This is a genomic window from uncultured Luteimonas sp., from assembly GCF_947492465.1.
Taxonomy (GTDB): domain Bacteria; phylum Pseudomonadota; class Gammaproteobacteria; order Xanthomonadales; family Xanthomonadaceae; genus Luteimonas.
This window is the reverse complement of record NZ_CANLNF010000012.1, coordinates 19,639-35,852: the sequence shown is the minus strand read 5'-3', so window position 1 is coordinate 35,852 and position 16,214 is coordinate 19,639. Positions and strand designations below refer to the sequence as shown.

The 16,214-nt window shown below is 72.1% G+C and carries 16 protein-coding genes, 1 other RNA gene and 1 riboswitch; of the genes, 4 read left to right on the top strand and 13 right to left on the bottom strand.

The genetic code is table 11. The features are described 5' to 3' along the window. Positions 1-204: 204 nt before the first annotated feature. Both rnpB and rsmI read right to left on the bottom strand, forming a co-directional pair. An RNA gene (gene rnpB, locus Q0863_RS17405) (RNase P RNA component class A) lies at positions 205-555 on the bottom strand. A gap of 44 nt (positions 556-599) precedes the next feature. After that, on the bottom strand, positions 600-1,442 hold the full coding sequence (gene rsmI / locus Q0863_RS17400; RefSeq protein ID WP_298581417.1) for a 16S rRNA (cytidine(1402)-2'-O)-methyltransferase: 843 nt from the start codon (positions 1,440-1,442) through the stop codon (positions 600-602). Between the two features lie 69 nt (positions 1,443-1,511). On the opposite strand from rsmI, the gene Q0863_RS17395 reads away from it, so the two are divergent. The 3 genes from Q0863_RS17395 to Q0863_RS17385 are packed head-to-tail and all read left to right on the top strand — an operon-like array spanning position 1,512 to position 4,252. Then, complete coding sequence (locus Q0863_RS17395; RefSeq protein WP_298581415.1) at positions 1,512-2,678, top strand: penicillin-binding protein activator; 1,167 nt, start codon at positions 1,512-1,514, stop codon at positions 2,676-2,678. A gap of 43 nt (positions 2,679-2,721) precedes the next feature. Continuing rightward, complete coding sequence (locus Q0863_RS17390) at positions 2,722-3,084, top strand: YraN family protein (RefSeq protein WP_298581413.1); 363 nt, start codon at positions 2,722-2,724, stop codon at positions 3,082-3,084. Then, on the top strand, positions 3,077-4,252 hold the full coding sequence (locus Q0863_RS17385) for an aminotransferase class I/II-fold pyridoxal phosphate-dependent enzyme (RefSeq protein WP_298581410.1): 1,176 nt from the start codon (positions 3,077-3,079) through the stop codon (positions 4,250-4,252). The genes Q0863_RS17390 and Q0863_RS17385 overlap by 8 nt, the downstream gene beginning before the upstream one ends. Positions 4,253-4,267: 15 nt before the next feature. On the opposite strand, the gene thiL is transcribed toward Q0863_RS17385, so the two are convergent. From thiL to Q0863_RS17330, 11 genes are all read right to left on the bottom strand, one after another. Beyond that, positions 4,268-5,209 carry a thiamine-phosphate kinase gene (thiL, locus tag Q0863_RS17380; RefSeq protein ID WP_298581408.1) on the bottom strand — a complete coding sequence of 314 codons (942 nt, stop codon included), beginning with the start codon at positions 5,207-5,209 and terminating at the stop codon, positions 4,268-4,270. 118 nt (positions 5,210-5,327) lie between these two features. After that, entirely contained in the window at positions 5,328-5,792 is a 465-nt protein-coding gene (nusB, locus tag Q0863_RS17375; RefSeq protein WP_298581406.1) for a transcription antitermination factor NusB, read from the bottom strand. Further along, positions 5,789-6,256 carry a 6,7-dimethyl-8-ribityllumazine synthase gene (gene ribH / locus Q0863_RS17370; protein ID WP_298581404.1) on the bottom strand — a complete coding sequence of 156 codons (468 nt, stop codon included), beginning with the start codon at positions 6,254-6,256 and terminating at the stop codon, positions 5,789-5,791. The genes nusB and ribH overlap by 4 nt, the downstream gene beginning before the upstream one ends. A gap of 178 nt (positions 6,257-6,434) precedes the next feature. Next, the gene (gene ribB / locus Q0863_RS17365) at positions 6,435-7,535 is read right to left on the bottom strand and encodes a 3,4-dihydroxy-2-butanone-4-phosphate synthase (RefSeq protein WP_298581402.1); all 1,101 of its coding nucleotides are present in this window, start codon (positions 7,533-7,535) and stop codon (positions 6,435-6,437) included. Beyond that, entirely contained in the window at positions 7,532-8,143 is a 612-nt protein-coding gene (locus Q0863_RS17360) for a riboflavin synthase (RefSeq protein WP_298581400.1), read from the bottom strand. The genes ribB and Q0863_RS17360 overlap by 4 nt, the downstream gene beginning before the upstream one ends. Before the next feature lie 64 nt (positions 8,144-8,207). Continuing rightward, a riboswitch (FMN riboswitch) is annotated at positions 8,208-8,375 on the bottom strand. Between the two features lie 37 nt (positions 8,376-8,412). Then, positions 8,413-9,420, bottom strand: coding sequence for a Gfo/Idh/MocA family oxidoreductase (locus tag Q0863_RS17355; RefSeq protein WP_298581398.1), 1,008 nt, complete (start codon positions 9,418-9,420; stop codon positions 8,413-8,415). Further along, positions 9,417-10,169: a class I SAM-dependent methyltransferase gene (locus Q0863_RS17350; protein WP_298581396.1), complete on the bottom strand. Its 753-nt coding sequence runs from the start codon at positions 10,167-10,169 to the stop codon at positions 9,417-9,419. Before Q0863_RS17350 ends, Q0863_RS17355 begins: the two co-directional genes overlap by 4 nt. 65 nt (positions 10,170-10,234) lie before the next feature. Then, positions 10,235-11,329 (bottom strand): bifunctional diaminohydroxyphosphoribosylaminopyrimidine deaminase/5-amino-6-(5-phosphoribosylamino)uracil reductase RibD, encoded by a 1,095-nt coding sequence (gene ribD, locus Q0863_RS17345; RefSeq protein ID WP_298581394.1) that lies wholly within the window; start codon positions 11,327-11,329, stop codon positions 10,235-10,237. Positions 11,330-11,437: 108 nt separating this feature from the next. After that, on the bottom strand, positions 11,438-11,974 hold the full coding sequence (gene nrdR, locus Q0863_RS17340) for a transcriptional regulator NrdR (RefSeq protein ID WP_298581392.1): 537 nt from the start codon (positions 11,972-11,974) through the stop codon (positions 11,438-11,440). Positions 11,975-12,073: 99 nt separating this feature from the next. Beyond that, the gene (gene glyA / locus Q0863_RS17335) at positions 12,074-13,342 is read right to left on the bottom strand and encodes a serine hydroxymethyltransferase (RefSeq protein ID WP_298581390.1); all 1,269 of its coding nucleotides are present in this window, start codon (positions 13,340-13,342) and stop codon (positions 12,074-12,076) included. 381 nt (positions 13,343-13,723) lie between these two features. Continuing rightward, positions 13,724-14,257, bottom strand: coding sequence for an RcnB family protein (locus Q0863_RS17330; RefSeq protein WP_298581388.1), 534 nt, complete (start codon positions 14,255-14,257; stop codon positions 13,724-13,726). 236 nt (positions 14,258-14,493) lie between these two features. Here Q0863_RS17330 and ettA point away from each other — a divergent pair, with 236 nt between their 5' ends. Beyond that, the gene (gene ettA / locus Q0863_RS17325) at positions 14,494-16,158 is read left to right on the top strand and encodes an energy-dependent translational throttle protein EttA (RefSeq protein WP_298581387.1); all 1,665 of its coding nucleotides are present in this window, start codon (positions 14,494-14,496) and stop codon (positions 16,156-16,158) included. Positions 16,159-16,214 lie beyond the last annotated feature (56 nt).

Here is a 16,214-nt window from a genome sequence, read left to right as displayed (position 1 = left end):
ACATGGCCGGCACCGACAGGCAGGCATGGGGCATCGGATGCGACCCGGCCGCTGCCGCCTTGGCGCGGATCGATGATGGAGCGTCGTCCACGCAGGCGGCCGCGCAAATGCGGGAGCACGCCTGCCGCGCCCCGCGGCTCGCCGCCTGCACCGGAGAGCACAGGCGCGGAGCCTGGCCACTTGTGTTTCCGAGGGACGAAGAGGTGGCGGAGCCGGCCTGTAAGCCGGGTTCTGTCGTGGACAGTCATTCCTCTAGGCGCACCGTCACCGGTACGCTCAAGCAACCTACCCGGAGACACCGCGGGCCGCGGCATGGTCTCCCTATTTGGTCTTGCTCCCGGTGGGGTTTGCCGTGCCGGCCTGTTGCCAGGCTCGCGGTGCGCTCTTACCGCACCATTTCACCCTTGCCGGCCTTCCGAAGAAGACGTAGGCGGTATCTTTCTGTTGCACTTTCCGTCGGCTCGCGCCGCCCAGGGGTTACCTGGCACCGTGCCCTGTGGAGCCCGGACTTTCCTCGGCATCCACGAGGGATGACGCGACTGTCCGGCCGACTCCGCCGCGCGCATTGTCGCACGCGCCTCGCGGACCGGATGAACCGCTCAGCTTCCGTAGAGCGCCTTGCGTGGCGCGCCGGTGATCTCGCCGGCCAGTCGCGCCGCGGCCGACGGCGGCAGCTGCGCGCTGAGCAGGGCGTACACGCGCTGGCCCTCGGCCAGCTGCGCGTCGGCATCGTCGCCCGCGCCCTCGACCACCAGCACGAACTCGCCCCTGCGCTGGTTGTCGTCGGCCTGCACCGCGGCCAGCAGGTCGGCCACGCCGCCGTCGAGCACGGTTTCGAACAGCTTGGTCAGCTCGCGCGCGAGCACGGCCGGGCGCCCGGCACCGAACGCGGACACCAGGTCCTCCAGGGTCTCGACGATCCGGTGCGAGGATTCGTAGAACACCAGGGTGCGCGGCTCCGCGGCCAGCTGCCGCAGGCGCTCGCGGCGCGCCGCGGCCTTGGCCGGCAGGAAGCCTTCGAACGCGAAGCGGTCGCTGGCCAGCCCGGCCACGCTGAGTGCGGCGATCGCCGCGCAGGCGCCGGGTACCGGACTGACGCGCACCCCCGCCGCGCGCGCCGCGCGCACCAGGCGGTAGCCCGGATCGCTGACCAGCGGCGTGCCGGCGTCGCTGACCAGGGCCAGGGACTCGCCGCGCAGCAGCCGCGCCACCACGCGTTCGGCGATCGCCTCCTCGTTGTGCTCGTGCAGCGCCAGCAGCGGCGTGGCGATGCCGAAATGGGACAGCAGCTGGCCGCTGCGGCGCGTGTCCTCCGCGCAGATGGCGGCCACGTCGCGCAGGACCTCCTGCGCGCGCGGCGACAGGTCGCCGAGGTTGCCGATGGGCGTGGCGACCACGTGCAGCGTGCCCGCTGCGCGCGGACCGGTTGGGTCGGCTGGCATCGTCTCTCCGGGGTTGGGACGCTAGAATCGGGGGCTATTGTCCACCCGCGGAGCCCGTAGATGCGGCAGATGTCGAAATGGATGTTGGGCGCGGCCGTGGCGGCGACGCTGGCCGGCTGCACCACGGTGCGCGTCGCCGGACCGGGCACGGAGAGCGAAGCGCCCGCGCCGCCCGCGGTCAATCCGCACTGGAACTTCGATCCCGCGCGCGCCGCGGGCGACCGCGACGGCTACCGCCCGCCGCGCAAGCTGGCGGTGCTGCTGCCCATGAGCGGCGAACTGGCCACGGCCGCCGCGCCGGTGCGCGACGGGTTGCTGGCCGGCTACTACGCCGAGCGCCGCGAGAAGCCGGAGCTGGTGTTCTACGACACCGGCGGCGCGCCGTCGGGCGCGATCGGCGCGCGCGAGCGCGCGCTGGCCGAGGGCGCCGACCAGATCGTCGGCCCGCTGGGCCGCGACGAGGTGTCCAGCCTGTTCAACGCCGCGCAGGCCGTGCCGCTGCTGGCGCTCAACCGCGGCAACACCGCGCCGCCGGACAACGCCGCCGACTTCTCGCTGGCGCCGGAAGACGAAGGCGCCGCGGCGGCGGCCTACCTGCTCGCGCGCAATGCCCGGCAGGTGCTGGTGCTGAGCAATGGCGACGACCATGCCCTGCGCAGCGTGGACAGTTTCCGCAGCCGGCTGGAGGCCGGCGGCGGGGCGATCGTCGGCACGCTGGCGATCACCGGCGACCAGCCGGGTGACCAGACGCCGGCCCTGCGCGCCGCGGCATCGCGCGAAGGCGGCATCGATGCGGTCCTGATCGCGCTGCGCGGCAACGAAGCGCGGCTGCTGACGCCGCAGCTGTTCGCGGCTGGCCTGGGGCAGAAGCTGCTGGTCGCCACCTCGCAGCTGGTGTCCGGCACCGGTACGCCCGACGAGGACCGTGCGCTGGACGGGATCGCCTTCGCCAGCGAGCCCTGGACCACCGGCGGCATCGCCGCCCTGCCCTCGCCGCAGACGCTGGCCGGCGACCTGCCCACCGCGCGCGGGCCGGCGGCCCGGCTGTTCGCCTTCGGCTACGACGCCTGGCTGCTCAGCGCCTACCTGCAGCACCTGGCGGGCGATCCGGAAGCGAGCGTGGACGGCGCGACCGGCCGGCTCAGCCTGAATCCGGGCGGCAACGTGGTGCGGATGCCTGCCTGGGCCACGTTCCGCAACGGGATCGTGGTGCCGCTGGCCGGCGCCGGCGGCTGATCCACGGAACATGGCGCCGTCACCGCAGGCTTCCGCGACAAACATGCGCAGCCGCGGCGCGGCCATCGAAGCCGCGGCCGCCCGCCATCTGGCCGCCGCCGGGCTGCGTGCGGTCGCGGCGAACGCCGCGGCACGGTTCGGCGAGCTCGACCTGGTGATGCTCGACGGCGACACCCTGGCCTTCATCGAGGTGCGCTACCGGCGCTCCGACCGCTTCGGCGGCGGCGCCGCGTCGGTGGATGCGCGCAAGCGGCGGCGGCTGGTGCTGGCTGCGCGCCAGTTCCTGGCCGCGCATCCGCGCCACCGCGACGCACCGTGCCGGTTCGATGTCGTCGAGGCCAGCGGCGATCCCGACGCGCCGCTCCTGACCTGGATCCGCGATGCCTTCCGCGCCGACGATGCCTGAGTTCCGCGACTACGACCGGATCGACGAGGCCGCGTTGCGCGCCGCCGGCGGACTGAAGTGGAGCGCGTACCCGGACTGCATCGGCGCCTTCGTCGCCGAGATGGATTTCGGCACGGCGCCGGCGGTGGCCGCCGCCCTGCACGATGCGATCGACAACGGTCGCTGCGGCTACCCCACCCCGGCGCTGGCGCAGGAACTTTCGGAGCAGTGCGCACGCTGGTTCGACGCACGCTGCGGCTGGCAGGTGGATCCGGACCGCATCCACGCCGTCGGCGACGTGCTGGGGGGGCTGGAAACCGTGCTGCGACACTTCCTGCCGGCCGGGACGCCGGTGGTGCTGCCAACGCCCGCCTACATGCCGTTCCGTCCGCTGCTCGAACTGCTCGGGCACCGGGTGATCGAGGTCCCGCACTGCCGCACTGCCGATGGCTCGGCGATGGACCTGGATGGCATCGGCCAGGCGCTGCACGCGGGCGCCGGACTGGTGCTGCTGTGCAATCCGCACAACCCGACCGGGCGGGTGTTCGCGGCCGCCGAACTGCGCGCCCTGGCCGAGGTTGTCGAAGCCCATGGCGCGCGCGTGTTTTCCGACGAGATCCACGCGCCGCTGGTGTTCGCCGGCCGGCGCCACCTGCCCTACGCCAGCGTGAGCAAGGCCGCGGCGCGACATGCGATTACCGCCGTGTCCGCGTCCAAGGGCTGGAACCTCGCAGGGCTCAAGTGCGCGCAGCTGGTGTTCACCAGCGACGCGGACCTGGCGCGGTGGCGCGGCATGGCCCTGCTCGCCGGGCACGGCGTGGCGGGGCTGGGAATGATCGCCTCCGTCGCGGCCTATCGCGATGGCGGACCCTGGCTGGAGCACGTGCTGGCCTACCTGCAGCGCAACCGCGACCTGCTGGCGGCCTGGATCGCGGAGCACTGGCCGCAGGCGGGCTTCGTCGCGCCGCAGGGCACCTACCTGGCCTGGATCGACTGCCGCGCGCTGCCGCTGCCGGCCACGACGACCGCCGCGCGCTTCTTCCAGCGCGAGGCGCGCGTCGCGCTGACCGACGGCCGCGATTGCGGCGAAGCCGGCGCGGGCTTCGTGCGCATGAACTTCGCCCTGCCGCGTCCGCTGCTGCTGCAGGCGCTGGAACGCATGCAGGCCGCACTCGTGGCGGCGCGCTGAAGTCCGCCTTCCGGCTCAGGCGAAGTGGGTGTAGCCCGCGCGCGTCCCGCGCCAGGGCTGGCCCTCCGGGTCGAGGGCGATGACGCCCTGCCCGTCGGTGATTGCACCGATGCGGCTGACCGGCGTCGACGCCGTGGCAAGGACCCGCAGCACCGCCTCGCGCGCAGACTGCGGCGCGGTGAAGCACAGCTCGTAGTCGTCGCCGCCGCCGGCCTGCCAGGGCCAGCGCACCGGCGCGGCGAACCGCGCCAGCGCCGGCGATGCCGGCAGCGCCGCGAGCTCGATCCGGGCGCCCACGCCGCTGGCGCTGCAGACGTGCCCCAGGTCGGCCAGCAGCCCGTCGGAGACGTCGATGCAGGCGTGCGCGATGCCGGCCAGCGCGCGCCCGGCCTCGATCCTCGGCGTGGGCCGATCAAGGCGCGCGCGCATGGCGCGGTCGCTCACCGCGCCGGCGGTCATCGCCGCGAGCGCGGCGGCGGCATCGCCGAGGCTGCCGGTGACCCAGACGTCGTCGCCGCTGCGCGCGCCATCGCGGCGCAGCGCCGCGCCCGCAGCCACGAACCCGTGCACGGCCACGCACACCGACAGCGGGCCGCGGGTGGTATCGCCGCCGACCAGCGCGACGCCGTGCTGCGCGGACAGCGCGAGGAACCCGTCGAGGAATCCATCGACGAAGCCGGCATCCGCCTCGGGCAGCGACAGCGACAGGGTGCACCACGCCGGTTGCGCGCCCATCGCGGCCAGGTCGGACAGATTCACCGCAAGCGCCTTCCAGCCGATGTCGGCCGGCGTGGTGGCGCTGGGGAAATGGACGCCGGCGTTGAGCGTGTCCATCGACACCGCCAGCTGCATGCCCGGCGGCGGCTGCAGCAGGGCCGCGTCGTCGCCGATGCCCAGCACCACGTCATCGCGCGTGGCGACGCGCTGGCGGATGCGGGCGATCAGGTCGAATTCCATGGCTGCCGGTCGGTCCGCCTGTTTGGGGAAGAAACGCACTGCGGCGCGATCACGCACCCGGCGTGATCCCGGCGGCGCGCGGGGCTCGCATCCAGGCAGGGCGTGCCTGCCGGCGCCGCTACGGACGCTGCGACTGGACCTCGGCCGCGCGCCACTGCGCCGCGGCGTGGTCGAGCACGCCATTGACGTAGGTGTGGCCGTGTTCGGAGCCGAAGCGCTTGACCGTCTTCAACGCCTCGTCGATGACCACGCGGTAGGGCACGTCGAGGCGGTGCTGCAGTTCGTATGCGGCGATGCGCAGCATCGCGCGCTCGATCGGGTCGACCTCGTCGATGGTGCGGTCCAGGAACGGCAGCAGCGAGGCATCCAGCGTCTTGCGATGCTGGCTGACGCCGCGCACCAGGTCCTCGAAATACTCCAGGTCGGCGACTTCGTGCGCCTGCTCGTGGGCGAACTGCGCGATCGCGTTCGTCGCGTCCACGCCCGAGAGCTGCATCGCGTACACCGCCTGCAGCGCACGCCGGCGCGAGCGCGTGCGCGCGACCGGATCGACGCCGTCGCGGCGCTGCGGCCCGCGGCTCATGCCAGCTTCTCCTGCAGGTTCGCCATCTCGATCGCCACCAGTGCGCACTCCTCGCCCTTGTTGCCATGGCTGCCGCCCGCGCGGCGCTCGGCATCCTCGTGCACGTCCACGGCGAGCACGCCGTTGGCCACCGGCACGCCGTGGTCCAGCGCCACCCGCATCAGCGCCTCGCTGCAGCCATCGGCCACCTGTTCGAAATGGCGGGTGTCGCCGCGCACCACGCAGCCCAGCGCGACGATGGCGCAATGCCCGCCGCCCGCCGCGAGCCGGCGCGCGGCCAGCGGAATCTCCCAGGCACCGGGCACCCGCACCACGTCCACCGCCGCCTCGCCCACGCCGTGGTCGGCGAAGGCCTTGCGCGCGCCGGCCACCAGCGAATCGGTAATGCGCGGGTTCCAGCGGCTGGCGATGATCGCGAAGCGCGCGCCGGCTGGGGCGCGCAGGTCGCCTTCGTAGTGGCTCATGCCTGGGAAGGTTCCGGAAATGGGGAGGGAATTCTAGCGCGGGCGGCGTAGGGGCCGGTCGGCGAGCCCGGCGCAGCGGCGATCCGCCATCGCGCCCGGGGACATTCCACCGTCGCGAGGGCACGGGCGCCGGCCCTGTTGGCCCTTCCCGGTTGGCGGGGAGGGCCCGGGCCGGCCGCTACGGCGCCACGTACTCCACGATCTCGAGCCCGAACCCGGCCAGGCCCACCTGCCTGCGCGGCGTGCCCAGCACGCGCAGGCGGCCGAAGCCGAGGTCGTGCAGGATCTGCGAGCCGGCGCCGTTGCGGCGCCATTCGCCCGCGGCGCCGGCTTTGGACGGCGTCGCCGCCACGCCGGCGGCGCGGATGCGCGCCAGCAGCGCCTCGGGATCGTGCGGTTCGTCGAGCAGCACCAGCGCCCCGCCCCCGTCCGCGGCCAGCATCGCCAGCACGTCGCCGGTAGCCGGGCCGAAGTCGCCGCGACGCCAGTGCAGCGCATCGGCCAGCGGGTTCTGCGGCTGCACCCGCACCAGCGAGGCGCGCGCGGCCTCCGGCGTTCCGCGCACCAGCGCGAAATGCAGGGCGTGGCCGACGCGGTCGCGGTAGGTGACCAGCCGGAACGGGCCATGCGGCGTGTCGATGTCGCGCTCGTCCACGCGCTCGACGGTGTGCTCGGTTTCCAGCCGGTGGCGGATCAGGTCCTCGATCGAGCCGATCTTCAGGCCGTGCTCGCGCGCGAACACCTCCAGTTCCGGACGCCGCGCCATGCTGCCGTCGGGGTTGAGGATCTCGACCAGCACGCCCGCCGGTTCCAGTCCGGCCAGGCGCGACAGGTCGGCGGCGGCTTCGGTGTGGCCGCTGCGCGCGAGCACGCCGCCGGGCTCGGCCATCAGCGGAAAGATGTGGCCGGGCTGCGAGAGGTCGTCGGGCTGCGCGTCCGGCCGCACCGCGGTGCGGATGGTGTGGGCGCGGTCGTAGGCGGAAATGCCGGTGGTCACGCCCTCCGCCGCCTCGATGCTCACCGTGAAGTTGGTGCGGTGGCGCGAGGTGTTGGACTGCACCATCGGCGGCAGGCCCAGCTGGCGGCAGCGCTCGCGGGTCAGCGACAGGCACACCAGGCCCCGCGCATGGGTGACCATGAAATTGATGTCCGAGGGCCGAACCAGCTCGGCGGCCATGATCAGGTCGCCTTCGTTCTCGCGGTCCTCGTCGTCGACGATCACCACCATGCGGCCGTTGCGGATTTCCTCCAGCAGTTCCGGGACCGGGGCGAAGCTCATGCCGTCTCCTCCATGCACGCGGCCAGCAGCCGCTCCACGTGCCGCGCCAGCAGGTCGACCTCGAGGTTGACCGGGTCGTCCTGCGCGGTCTGCGGGAACGCAGTGTGGGCCAGCGTGTGCGGCACCAGCGCCACCTCGAAGCCGTCCCGGTCCACGGCGTTGACCGTCAGGCTCACGCCATCGACGCAGATCGAACCCTTCAGCGCGATGTAGCGCGACAGCGGCGCCGGCGCGCGGAACCGCCAGCGCTGCGCGCCGTCCGCCGCCTGGTCGATCGCGGCCACCGCGCCCACGCCGTCGACATGGCCGCTGACCAGGTGGCCGCCGAGGCGGTCGCCCATGCGCAGCGCGCGCTCCAGGTTCAGCGCGCGCCCCTCGACCAGCGCGCCCAGCGTGGTCAGCGACAGGGTCTCGGCCGACACGTCGGCTTCGAAGTGCGTCGCGTCGAAGGCCACCACCGTGAGGCAGGCGCCGTTGACCGCGATGCTTTCGCCCAGTTCGATGCCGTCGGCGGCCAGCGTGCCGAAGCCGACGCGCAGGCGCGCATCGGCACCGCGCGCCTGGCGCGAGGCCAGCGTGCCGACTCCCTGGATCAATCCCGTGAACATGGTCCGTTTCCCGCAATGGCGGCAAACGCCCAAAGGGCGGGCCACGCACGGCACGGCCGCGCGCGGTGGTCTTCTTTCATCCGGACTATGACCGTCGGCCCCGGATTCGGACCGGGTCTGCTGACCCCGCATGCGCAACAGCATGCGGGCGCTCGCGGGCTCGCGGATGCGTCGCGACCGCGACGTTCCGCCTACCGCCGGTGGGGACTTGCACCCCGCCCTGAAGACATCTGCATTGGTGAGTGCCGGCCTGCGCCGGCCCGCGCATTCTACCGCAGCGCCGGCCGGGTCGCCCGCTGCGCCGCCGTCTCGCGGAAGCCCGCCAGCACCGTGTCGATGACCCGCGTGGTGCGCGCGGCGGACTCGCCGGTCGAGGGACAGACGCCTTCCCCACGCAGCTGCGCCACCAGCGTTTCCACCAGCGGCAGCTGGATATGGCGCGGATTGGCGATGCTGAAACGCTGCGTGCCATCGGCGCGTTCGAGTTCGACCGGCACCTCGTCGAAGGTGGCGAAGCGCAGGGTGCCGGCGTCGCCAAGGATCTCCACGCAATCGCGCCGCGCCTGGCCGCGGAAGCACCACTCGCCCTGCCCTTCCACGCCAGTGGCGAACCCGAACCGCATCGACACGGTGTCTTCGGCCGGGTACAGGCCGGCGGAGGACGCTTCGCCAGACACCCCGAGCAGCGGGCCGAACAGGTGATCGAGCAGGTCGAGCGTGTGGCTGCCCAGGTCGACGAACAGGCCGCCGCCAGCGATGTCCGGGCGCACGCGCCAGGGCGGCGCCGCCGGATCGGCCAGGCGCGGATCGGGCGTGCGCGTCAGGCACACCCGCACCTGCCGCGGCCGGCCGATCGCGTCCGCGGCCAGCAGTTCGCGCACCTTCGCGAAGCGCGGCAGCGCGCGCCGGTAATAGGCCACGAACAGCGGCATGCCCGTCTCGCGGCTGACCTCCAGCATCGCCTCGCATTCGGCCGCATCCAGCGCCATCGGCTTCTCGACATACGCCGGCTTGCCGGCGCGCATCACCGCGATCGCGTAGCGGGCGTGGGTCGAAGGCGGCGTGGCGACATACACCGCCTCCACCCCCGGATCGCCGATCAGCGCATCGGCATCGTCGTACCAGCGCGGCACGCCATGGCGGCGCGCGTAGTCCTGCGCGCGGCCCCCGTCGCGGCGCATCACCGCCACCAGCGAGGAGCCTCGCGCCTGCTGCAGGGCCGGGCCGCTCTTGACCTCGGTGACGTCGCCGCAGCCGATGGTCCCCCAGGCGGTCATCGCTTCCTCCTGGCATGCACGAACAGCGGCCACTGCAGCCGCCGCGTGGCGTCCGGATCGCCCCAGGCCCGCGCGATGGCCGGCGCATGCGCCGCCACCGGGTCGATCCCGGTCGCCGCGCGCATGCGGCGCGTCGCCGAGTAGCTGGAGAAGTAGCCCAGCAGCCGCGCCAGTGGCCAGTCGGCTTCGAGCGGAAAGGCAGGCGCCTCGACCGCGTCGAACGGCCAGTCGAAGCCGGCATAGGCCGCGCCCACCAGGCCGCGTTCTTCCGGCCACCAGGGCAGGATCTCGCGCGAGAACGCGGCCACGGCCCCGGCCACCGGTTCCGGCACGCGCAGGCCGTCGTAGCTCCAGGCCACCAGCAGTCCGCCGGGTCGCAGCACGCGCGTGCACTCGGCGAAGAACGCGGGCGTGTCGAACCAGTGCATGGCCTGCGCCACGCAGGCCACGTCCGCGCTGGCATCGGCCAGGCTGCAGTGCTCGGCGGGCTCGATCGCGAAGTGGACGTTGGCGGGCGCGCTGGCCTGTGCGATCTGCCTGGCGCTGGCGTCGCTGGCGTGCACTGCCGCGAAGCGCGCCGCCAGCCCGCGCGAGGCCTGCCCGCTGCCGCAGCCCGCCTCCCAGGCCAGGTCGCGGGCCGGTGCCTGCGCGGCGATCCAGTCGAACAGCGCCTCCGGATAGCCGGGACGCGCCCGCGCATAGTCCTGCGCGACCGCGGAGAAATGGTCCTTGAAGTCCGCTCGGCTCATGCCTCCGCCTTGCCCGGAGCGGGCCTGCCCGGCGCGCGGCGCGCGGTGCGCATCCGCTGCCCGCCTCAGGTGCCGGCCGGGCGCAGCAGCAGCCGCAGGTCGTCGCCGACGCGGCGGCTGTCGAGGGTGCGCATGTGCAGGGTCTGCGCCATCTCGGTGAAGCCCAGCCCGCCGAACAGCGGACGCGCGGTGTCGCCCAGCAGCACCGGCGCGACGTACAGCAGCAGTTCGTCCACCAGCCCGGCCTTGAGCAGGGCGCCGGCGAGGGTGGCGCCCGTCTCCACGTGGACCTCGTTGATCCCGCGTTGCGCCAGCAGCGCCAGTACGGCCGCCAGGTCGAACACGCCGGCCTTCACCGCGACCGGTGCGCGGTCGGCCACCAGGTCGCGCGGCGGCTTGACGTCCGGCGCGTGCAGGTACAGGGTCGGCGCATCGCCTTCGCGCACCCGCCCGCGCGCCACCGTGGCCAGGCCCGGATCGAGCACCACGCGCAGCGGCGGCACGAATTCGCGTACCTCGTCCAGGCGCACCGTCAGCGAGGGATTGTCCGCCAGTACCGTGCCGGCGCCGGTGAGGATCGCGCCGGCACGCGCGCGCCAGCGCATCACGTCCGCGCGCGCGGCCTCGCCGGTGATCCACTTCGACTCGCCGCTGGCCATGGCCGTGCGGCCGTCCAGGCTGCAGGCCAGCTTGACCCGCACCCAAGGGCGCCCGCGCTCCACGCGCGAGAGGAAACCGACGTTGAGCGCGCGCGCCTGCGCTTCCATCAGGCCTGCCTCGACCGCGATGCCCGCCTCGCGCAGGCGGGCGAACCCCGCGCCGTCCACCTGCGGAAAGGGGTCGCGCATCGCCGCCACCACGCGCGCCACGCCGGCGTCGATCAGCGCGGTCGCGCACGGCCCGGTGCGGCCGGTGTGGTTGCAGGGCTCGAGCGTGACGTAGGCCGTGGCGCCGCGCGCGCGCGCGCCAACCGCCTGCAGCGCCGCCACCTCGGCATGCGGTCCGCCATGGCGTTCGTGCCAGCCTTCGCCCAGCACCTCGTCGCCCTGCGCGATCACGCAGCCGACCATCGGATTGGGTTTGGTGGTCCAGGCACCACGTTCGGCCAGGCGCAGCGCGCGCGCCATCATCGCGTGGTCGGTCGCGCTGAAATCAGTCATGCAAGCCGCCTTGTGTCGTCACGGATGGATGCGGCGACGCCCCGCGTCGCGCTTCGCCCGGGCACGCCCGGCTCCCTGCGGATCCGCGGCCCGGCCGCGAGCGTCGCATCAACGCTTGCGGCCCTTGCCGCCGGGCTTGCCGAACGGCACCACGTCGCCGCCGCCGAGCAGGGGCAGCTGGCCTTCACCGGGCAGCTCGCGCTCGAGCCGGTCGAGCTCCTCGCGGAAGTCAGTGATGTCCTCGAACGAGCGGTACACCGAGGCGAAGCGCACGAAACCGACGTGGTCGAGCTTGCGCAGTTCGGCGATCACGAACTCGCCCACGCGGCGCGACGGCAGTTCGCGTTCGGTGGTCATGCGCAGCTGGTGCACGACCGCGCGCACCGCCGCCTCGACCTGTTCTTCCGACACTGGCCGCTTGTGCAGCGCGCGGTCCATGCTGGTGCGCAGCTTGCGCGCATCGAACGGCTCGCGCCGGCCGTCGTCCTTGATGATGGCTGGCAGCTTGAGCTCGATGGTCTCGAGCGTGCTGAAGCGTTCGCCGCAGGCCTCGCACTCGCGCCGGCGCCGGATCGTCGCGCCGTCGTCGGACGCGCGCGAATCGATGACCTTGGTGTCCTGGTGCTGGCAGAAGGGGCAATGCATCAGGCTTCGGGACTGGACATTAGTGATTGGGGATTCGGAAAAGCCGTGACCCGGGGCGCTGCTTCGCGTCCCGGATACGGAATCCCGGATCCCCGCATCTCAACCATAGACCGGGAACTGCCGGCACTGCCGCGTGACGCTGTCGCGCACGCGTGCCAGCACCGCCTCGTCCTGCGGCGCGTCGAGCACGTCGCAGATCCAGTTGGCCAGGTCGATGCAGTCCTGCTCGCCATAGCCGCGGGTGGTGACCGCCGGCGTACCGATGCGCAGGCCCGAAGTGACGAAGGGCTTCTGCGGATCGTTGGGGACCGCGTTCTTGTTGACCGTGATGTGCGCCTTGCCCAGCGCTTCCTCGGCCGCCTTGCCGGTGATCGGCTTGCCGATCATGTCGACCAGCATCAGGTGGTTCTCGGTGCCGCCGGAGACGATCTTGTAGCCACGCTCGATGATTGTCCGGGCCATCGCCTGCGCGTTCCTGACGACCTGCGCCTGGTAGGCCTTGAACTCCGGCTCCAGCGCCTCCTTGAAGGCGACGGCCTTGGCGGCGATGACGTGCATCAGCGGCCCGCCCTGGATGCCGGGGAACACGATCGACTGCAGCTTCTTGGTGATCTCGTCGAACTGCTCGCCGGCGCCCTCCTTCGAGGCGACGATGCCGCCGCCGCGCGGGCCGCGCAGGGTCTTGTGCGTAGTCGAGGTGACCACGTGCGCATGCGGCACCGGGTTGGGATACACGCCCGCGGCGACCAGGCCGGCCACGTGCGCCATGTCGACGAACAGCAGCGCGCCGACCTTGTCGGCGATGGCGCGGAAACGCGCCCAGTCGATCTTCTGCGAATAGGCGCTGAAGCCGGCGACCACCATCTTCGGCCTGTGCTCGAGCGCCAGCTTCTCGACCTGGTCGTAGTCGATCAGGCCGGCGTCGTTCACGCCGTACTGCACCGCGTTGAACAGCTTGCCCGAGGCGTTGACCTTGGCGCCGTGGGTGAGATGGCCACCGTGCGCCAGCGACATCCCGAGAATGGTGTCGCCCGGCTGCAGCAGCGCGAAGTACACCGCCTGGTTGGCCTGCGAGCCCGAATGCGGCTGCACGTTGCCGTAGTCGGCGCCGAACAGCGCCTTGAGCCGGTCGATGGCGAGCTGCTCCGCCACGTCGACGTATTCGCAACCGCCGTAGTAGCGCTTGCCCGGGTAGCCTTCGGCGTACTTGTTGGTCAGCTGGCTGCCCTGCGCCTCCATCACCCGCGGGCTGGCGTAGTTTTCCGACGCGATCAGCTCGACATGGTCTTCCTGGCGCCGGACCTCCGAAGCGATCGCCGCGGCGAGTTCAGGGTCGTAGCCTTCGATACGGGCTTGGCGGGAAAACATCGTGACTCCGGGGCGGTGACGGACCCCTGCGATTGTACCTCTCCGCTGCCGCGGAGGCGGGCGGAGGGCAGCGCGCGCCACCCGCATGGGCATCCGGTTTCCCTTGCAAGCAACGGCCGCCGGCAGCAACGTGGCGCGCCGGTCCTGACCTGGCGCACCGGCCCGTTCCGTCGGTGCCGCGTCGCCCCGGCCCTGGCGGCCGCAGGCGGATGCCTGTGTCGGGCGGAATTGCGGTCGCGCAGGGTTCGCGACGGCAGCCCCGCAGCGCCCGCACGGCCTGCCGCTGCACATCTGACCGCGCCAGCCAATCCCGGCGTGGCGGGCACAAGAAAACGCGCCCCCTTCCGGAAGGCGCGTTCTTCAACAGGCCCGGGCCGTGTGTCAGCGCAGGATCATGTCCACGATCAGCCCGGTGGCGATGGCGACCAGCAGCATGTCGCCGCGGTCGTCGCGCACCCAGTGGTGGCCGCGCGGCGGATGACGCAGGCCGCGCCCGTAGTAGTCGTTCACCACGTAGATCGGACGCTGGTAGTGGTGTACGTAGCCACCGCGCGCCCAGCGCGGCGGACCGTGGCGCGGGCCCGGGTGGTAGTGGCGGACCACGGGGCGATGATGGACCACCCGCACCGGCGCGCGGTGGGTGCGCGAGTACGAGTAGCGGTGGGCATCGCGGTAGTCACGGCGGTCGTGGCGACGGTCGTAGCGATGGTCCCGCCGGTCCTGGCGATACTCGCGGCGCGCCTGCCGATGGTCGCGGTTGTCCCAGCGGCGCTCGTGGCGATCGTGGCCACGGCGGTCGTGGTCGCGGTGGCTGTAGCCTCCGCGCCGGTCGTTGTCGGCCATGGCAATGGCGGGGGCGGCGGCGGTCGCCAGCGCCAGCATCAGGGCGGTGCCCCACTTGAGTCTACGGTTCATGTGTCTCTCCACGATCCCGGGCCGTCCGCATGCCGGTCGGCGTGGAGTGAATATCGGTTGGGGCGCCTGAACAGGCGCTCCCCGTGGCGGCCTCCCGGGCGGCGGTCGTCACGCGCGTTTAACGGCTGCTCAGCCGGCCCCGCAGGCCCGCTGACGCTATAATCTCCCGATCCCGTTCGATCCCGCCGGTCCGTGCCCAAGGTGCGGGTCTCGGCCGCGTGCAACCCGGAGCCGCCATGTCGTCGCAGTACATCTACACCATGAACCGCGTGTCCAAGGTCGTGCCGCCCAAGCGGCAGATCATCAAGGACATCTCGCTGTCGTTCTTCCCGGGCGCGAAGATCGGCCTGCTCGGCCTCAATGGCGCCGGCAAGTCGACCGTGCTCAGGATCATGGCCGGGGTCGACACCGATTTCGAGGGCGAGGCGCGTCCGCAGGCCGGCATCAAGGTCGGCTACCTGGAGCAGGAGCCGCAGCTGGATCCGGAGAAGACCGTGCGCGAATCGGTCGAGGAAGGCGTGGGCGAGGTGCTGCAGGCCCAGGCCGCGCTGGAAGCGGTGTACGCCGCCTATGCAGAGGAAGGCGCCGATTTCGACGCGCTGGCCAAGGAACAGGAGCGTCTGGAGGCGATCCTCGCCGCCGGCGACGCGCACACCCTGGAGAACCAGCTGGAAGTCGCCGCCGACGCGCTGCGCCTGCCGCCGTGGGACGCGGTGGTCGGCAAGCTGTCCGGCGGCGAGAAGCGCCGCGTGGCGCTGTGCCGGCTGCTGCTGCAGAAGCCGGACATGCTGCTGCTCGACGAACCGACCAACCACCTCGACGCCGAATCGGTCGAGTGGTTGGAACAGTTCCTCGCCCGCTACACCGGCACCGTGGTCGCGGTGACCCATGACCGCTACTTCCTCGACAACGCCGCCGAGTGGATCCTCGAACTCGACCGCGGCCGCGGCATCCCGTGGAAGGGCAACTACACCGAGTGGCTGCAGCAGAAGGAAGAGCGCCTCAAGCAGGAGGACAACCAGGAGAAGGCGCGCCAGAAGGCGATCCAGAAGGAACTGGAATGGGCGCGGCAGAACGCCAAGGGCGGCCGCTCCAAGGGCAAGGCGCGCCTGGCGCGGCTGGACGAGTTGCAGTCGGTCGATTACCAGAAGCGCAACGAGACCAACGAGATCTTCATCCCGCCGGGCGAGCGCCTGGGCAACAAGGTCGTCGAGTTCAAGAACGTTTCGAAGAAGTTCGGCGACCGGCTGCTGATCGACGACCTCAGCTTCATGGTCCCCGGCGGCGCGATCGTGGGCATCATCGGTCCCAACGGCGCCGGCAAGTCGACCCTGTTCAAGATGATCACCGGACAGGAAAAGCCCGACTCCGGCACCATCGAGATGGGCCCGACCGTGCAGCTGGCCTACGTCGACCAGAGCCGCGACGCGCTGGAAGGCGACAAGACCGTGTTCGAGGAAGTGTCCGGCGGCCTCGACATCCTCAACATCAACGGCGTCGAGATCCAGTCGCGCGCCTACATCGGCCGTTTCAACTTCAAGGGCCAAGACCAGCAGAAGCGCGTGGGTGCGCTGTCGGGCGGTGAACGCGGCCGCCTGCACATGGCCAAGACCCTGCTGCAGGGCGGCAACGTGCTGCTGCTCGACGAACCGTCCAACGACCTGGACATCGAGACCCTGCGCGCACTCGAAGACGCCCTGCTGGAGTTCCCCGGCAACGCCTTCGTGATCTCGCACGACCGCTGGTTCCTCGACCGCATCGCCACCCACATCCTCGCCTTCGAGGGCGACAGCCACGTGGAGTTCTTCCAGGGCAACTACCGCGAGTACGAAGAGGACAAGCGCCGGCGCATGGGCGACGACGCCGGTCCCAAGCGCCTGCGCTTCAAGGCGCTCAAGTAAGACGGCCGCGCCTGCCCGCGACCGGGCAGGCGCCGCGTTTCCGGCACCAGCATCCA

Excerpts from the sequence above, each read along its gene's own strand:
- Q0863_RS17390 (WP_298581413.1), top strand. The coding sequence starts at position 2,722 with ATGCGCAGCCGCGGCGCGGCCATCGAAGCCGCGGCCGCCCGCCATCTG.
- Q0863_RS17330 (WP_298581388.1), bottom strand. The coding sequence starts at position 14,257 with ATGAACCGTAGACTCAAGTGGGGCACCGCCCTGATGCTGGCGCTGGCG.
- ettA (WP_298581387.1), top strand. The coding sequence starts at position 14,494 with ATGTCGTCGCAGTACATCTACACCATGAACCGCGTGTCCAAGGTCGTG.
- Q0863_RS17385 (WP_298581410.1), top strand. The coding sequence starts at position 3,077 with ATGCCTGAGTTCCGCGACTACGACCGGATCGACGAGGCCGCGTTGCGC.
- rsmI (WP_298581417.1), bottom strand. The coding sequence starts at position 1,442 with ATGCCAGCCGACCCAACCGGTCCGCGCGCAGCGGGCACGCTGCACGTG.
- ribB (WP_298581402.1), bottom strand. The coding sequence starts at position 7,535 with ATGAGCTTCGCCCCGGTCCCGGAACTGCTGGAGGAAATCCGCAACGGC.
- Q0863_RS17360 (WP_298581400.1), bottom strand. The coding sequence starts at position 8,143 with ATGTTCACGGGATTGATCCAGGGAGTCGGCACGCTGGCCTCGCGCCAG.
- Q0863_RS17350 (WP_298581396.1), bottom strand. The coding sequence starts at position 10,169 with ATGAGCCGAGCGGACTTCAAGGACCATTTCTCCGCGGTCGCGCAGGAC.
- Q0863_RS17395 (WP_298581415.1), top strand. The coding sequence starts at position 1,512 with ATGTCGAAATGGATGTTGGGCGCGGCCGTGGCGGCGACGCTGGCCGGC.
- Q0863_RS17355 (WP_298581398.1), bottom strand. The coding sequence starts at position 9,420 with ATGACCGCCTGGGGGACCATCGGCTGCGGCGACGTCACCGAGGTCAAG.
- nrdR (WP_298581392.1), bottom strand. The coding sequence starts at position 11,974 with ATGCATTGCCCCTTCTGCCAGCACCAGGACACCAAGGTCATCGATTCG.
- nusB (WP_298581406.1), bottom strand. The coding sequence starts at position 5,792 with ATGAGCCGCGGGCCGCAGCGCCGCGACGGCGTCGATCCGGTCGCGCGC.
- ribD (WP_298581394.1), bottom strand. The coding sequence starts at position 11,329 with ATGACTGATTTCAGCGCGACCGACCACGCGATGATGGCGCGCGCGCTG.
- thiL (WP_298581408.1), bottom strand. The coding sequence starts at position 5,209 with ATGGAATTCGACCTGATCGCCCGCATCCGCCAGCGCGTCGCCACGCGC.
- ribH (WP_298581404.1), bottom strand. The coding sequence starts at position 6,256 with ATGAGCCACTACGAAGGCGACCTGCGCGCCCCAGCCGGCGCGCGCTTC.
- glyA (WP_298581390.1), bottom strand. The coding sequence starts at position 13,342 with ATGTTTTCCCGCCAAGCCCGTATCGAAGGCTACGACCCTGAACTCGCC.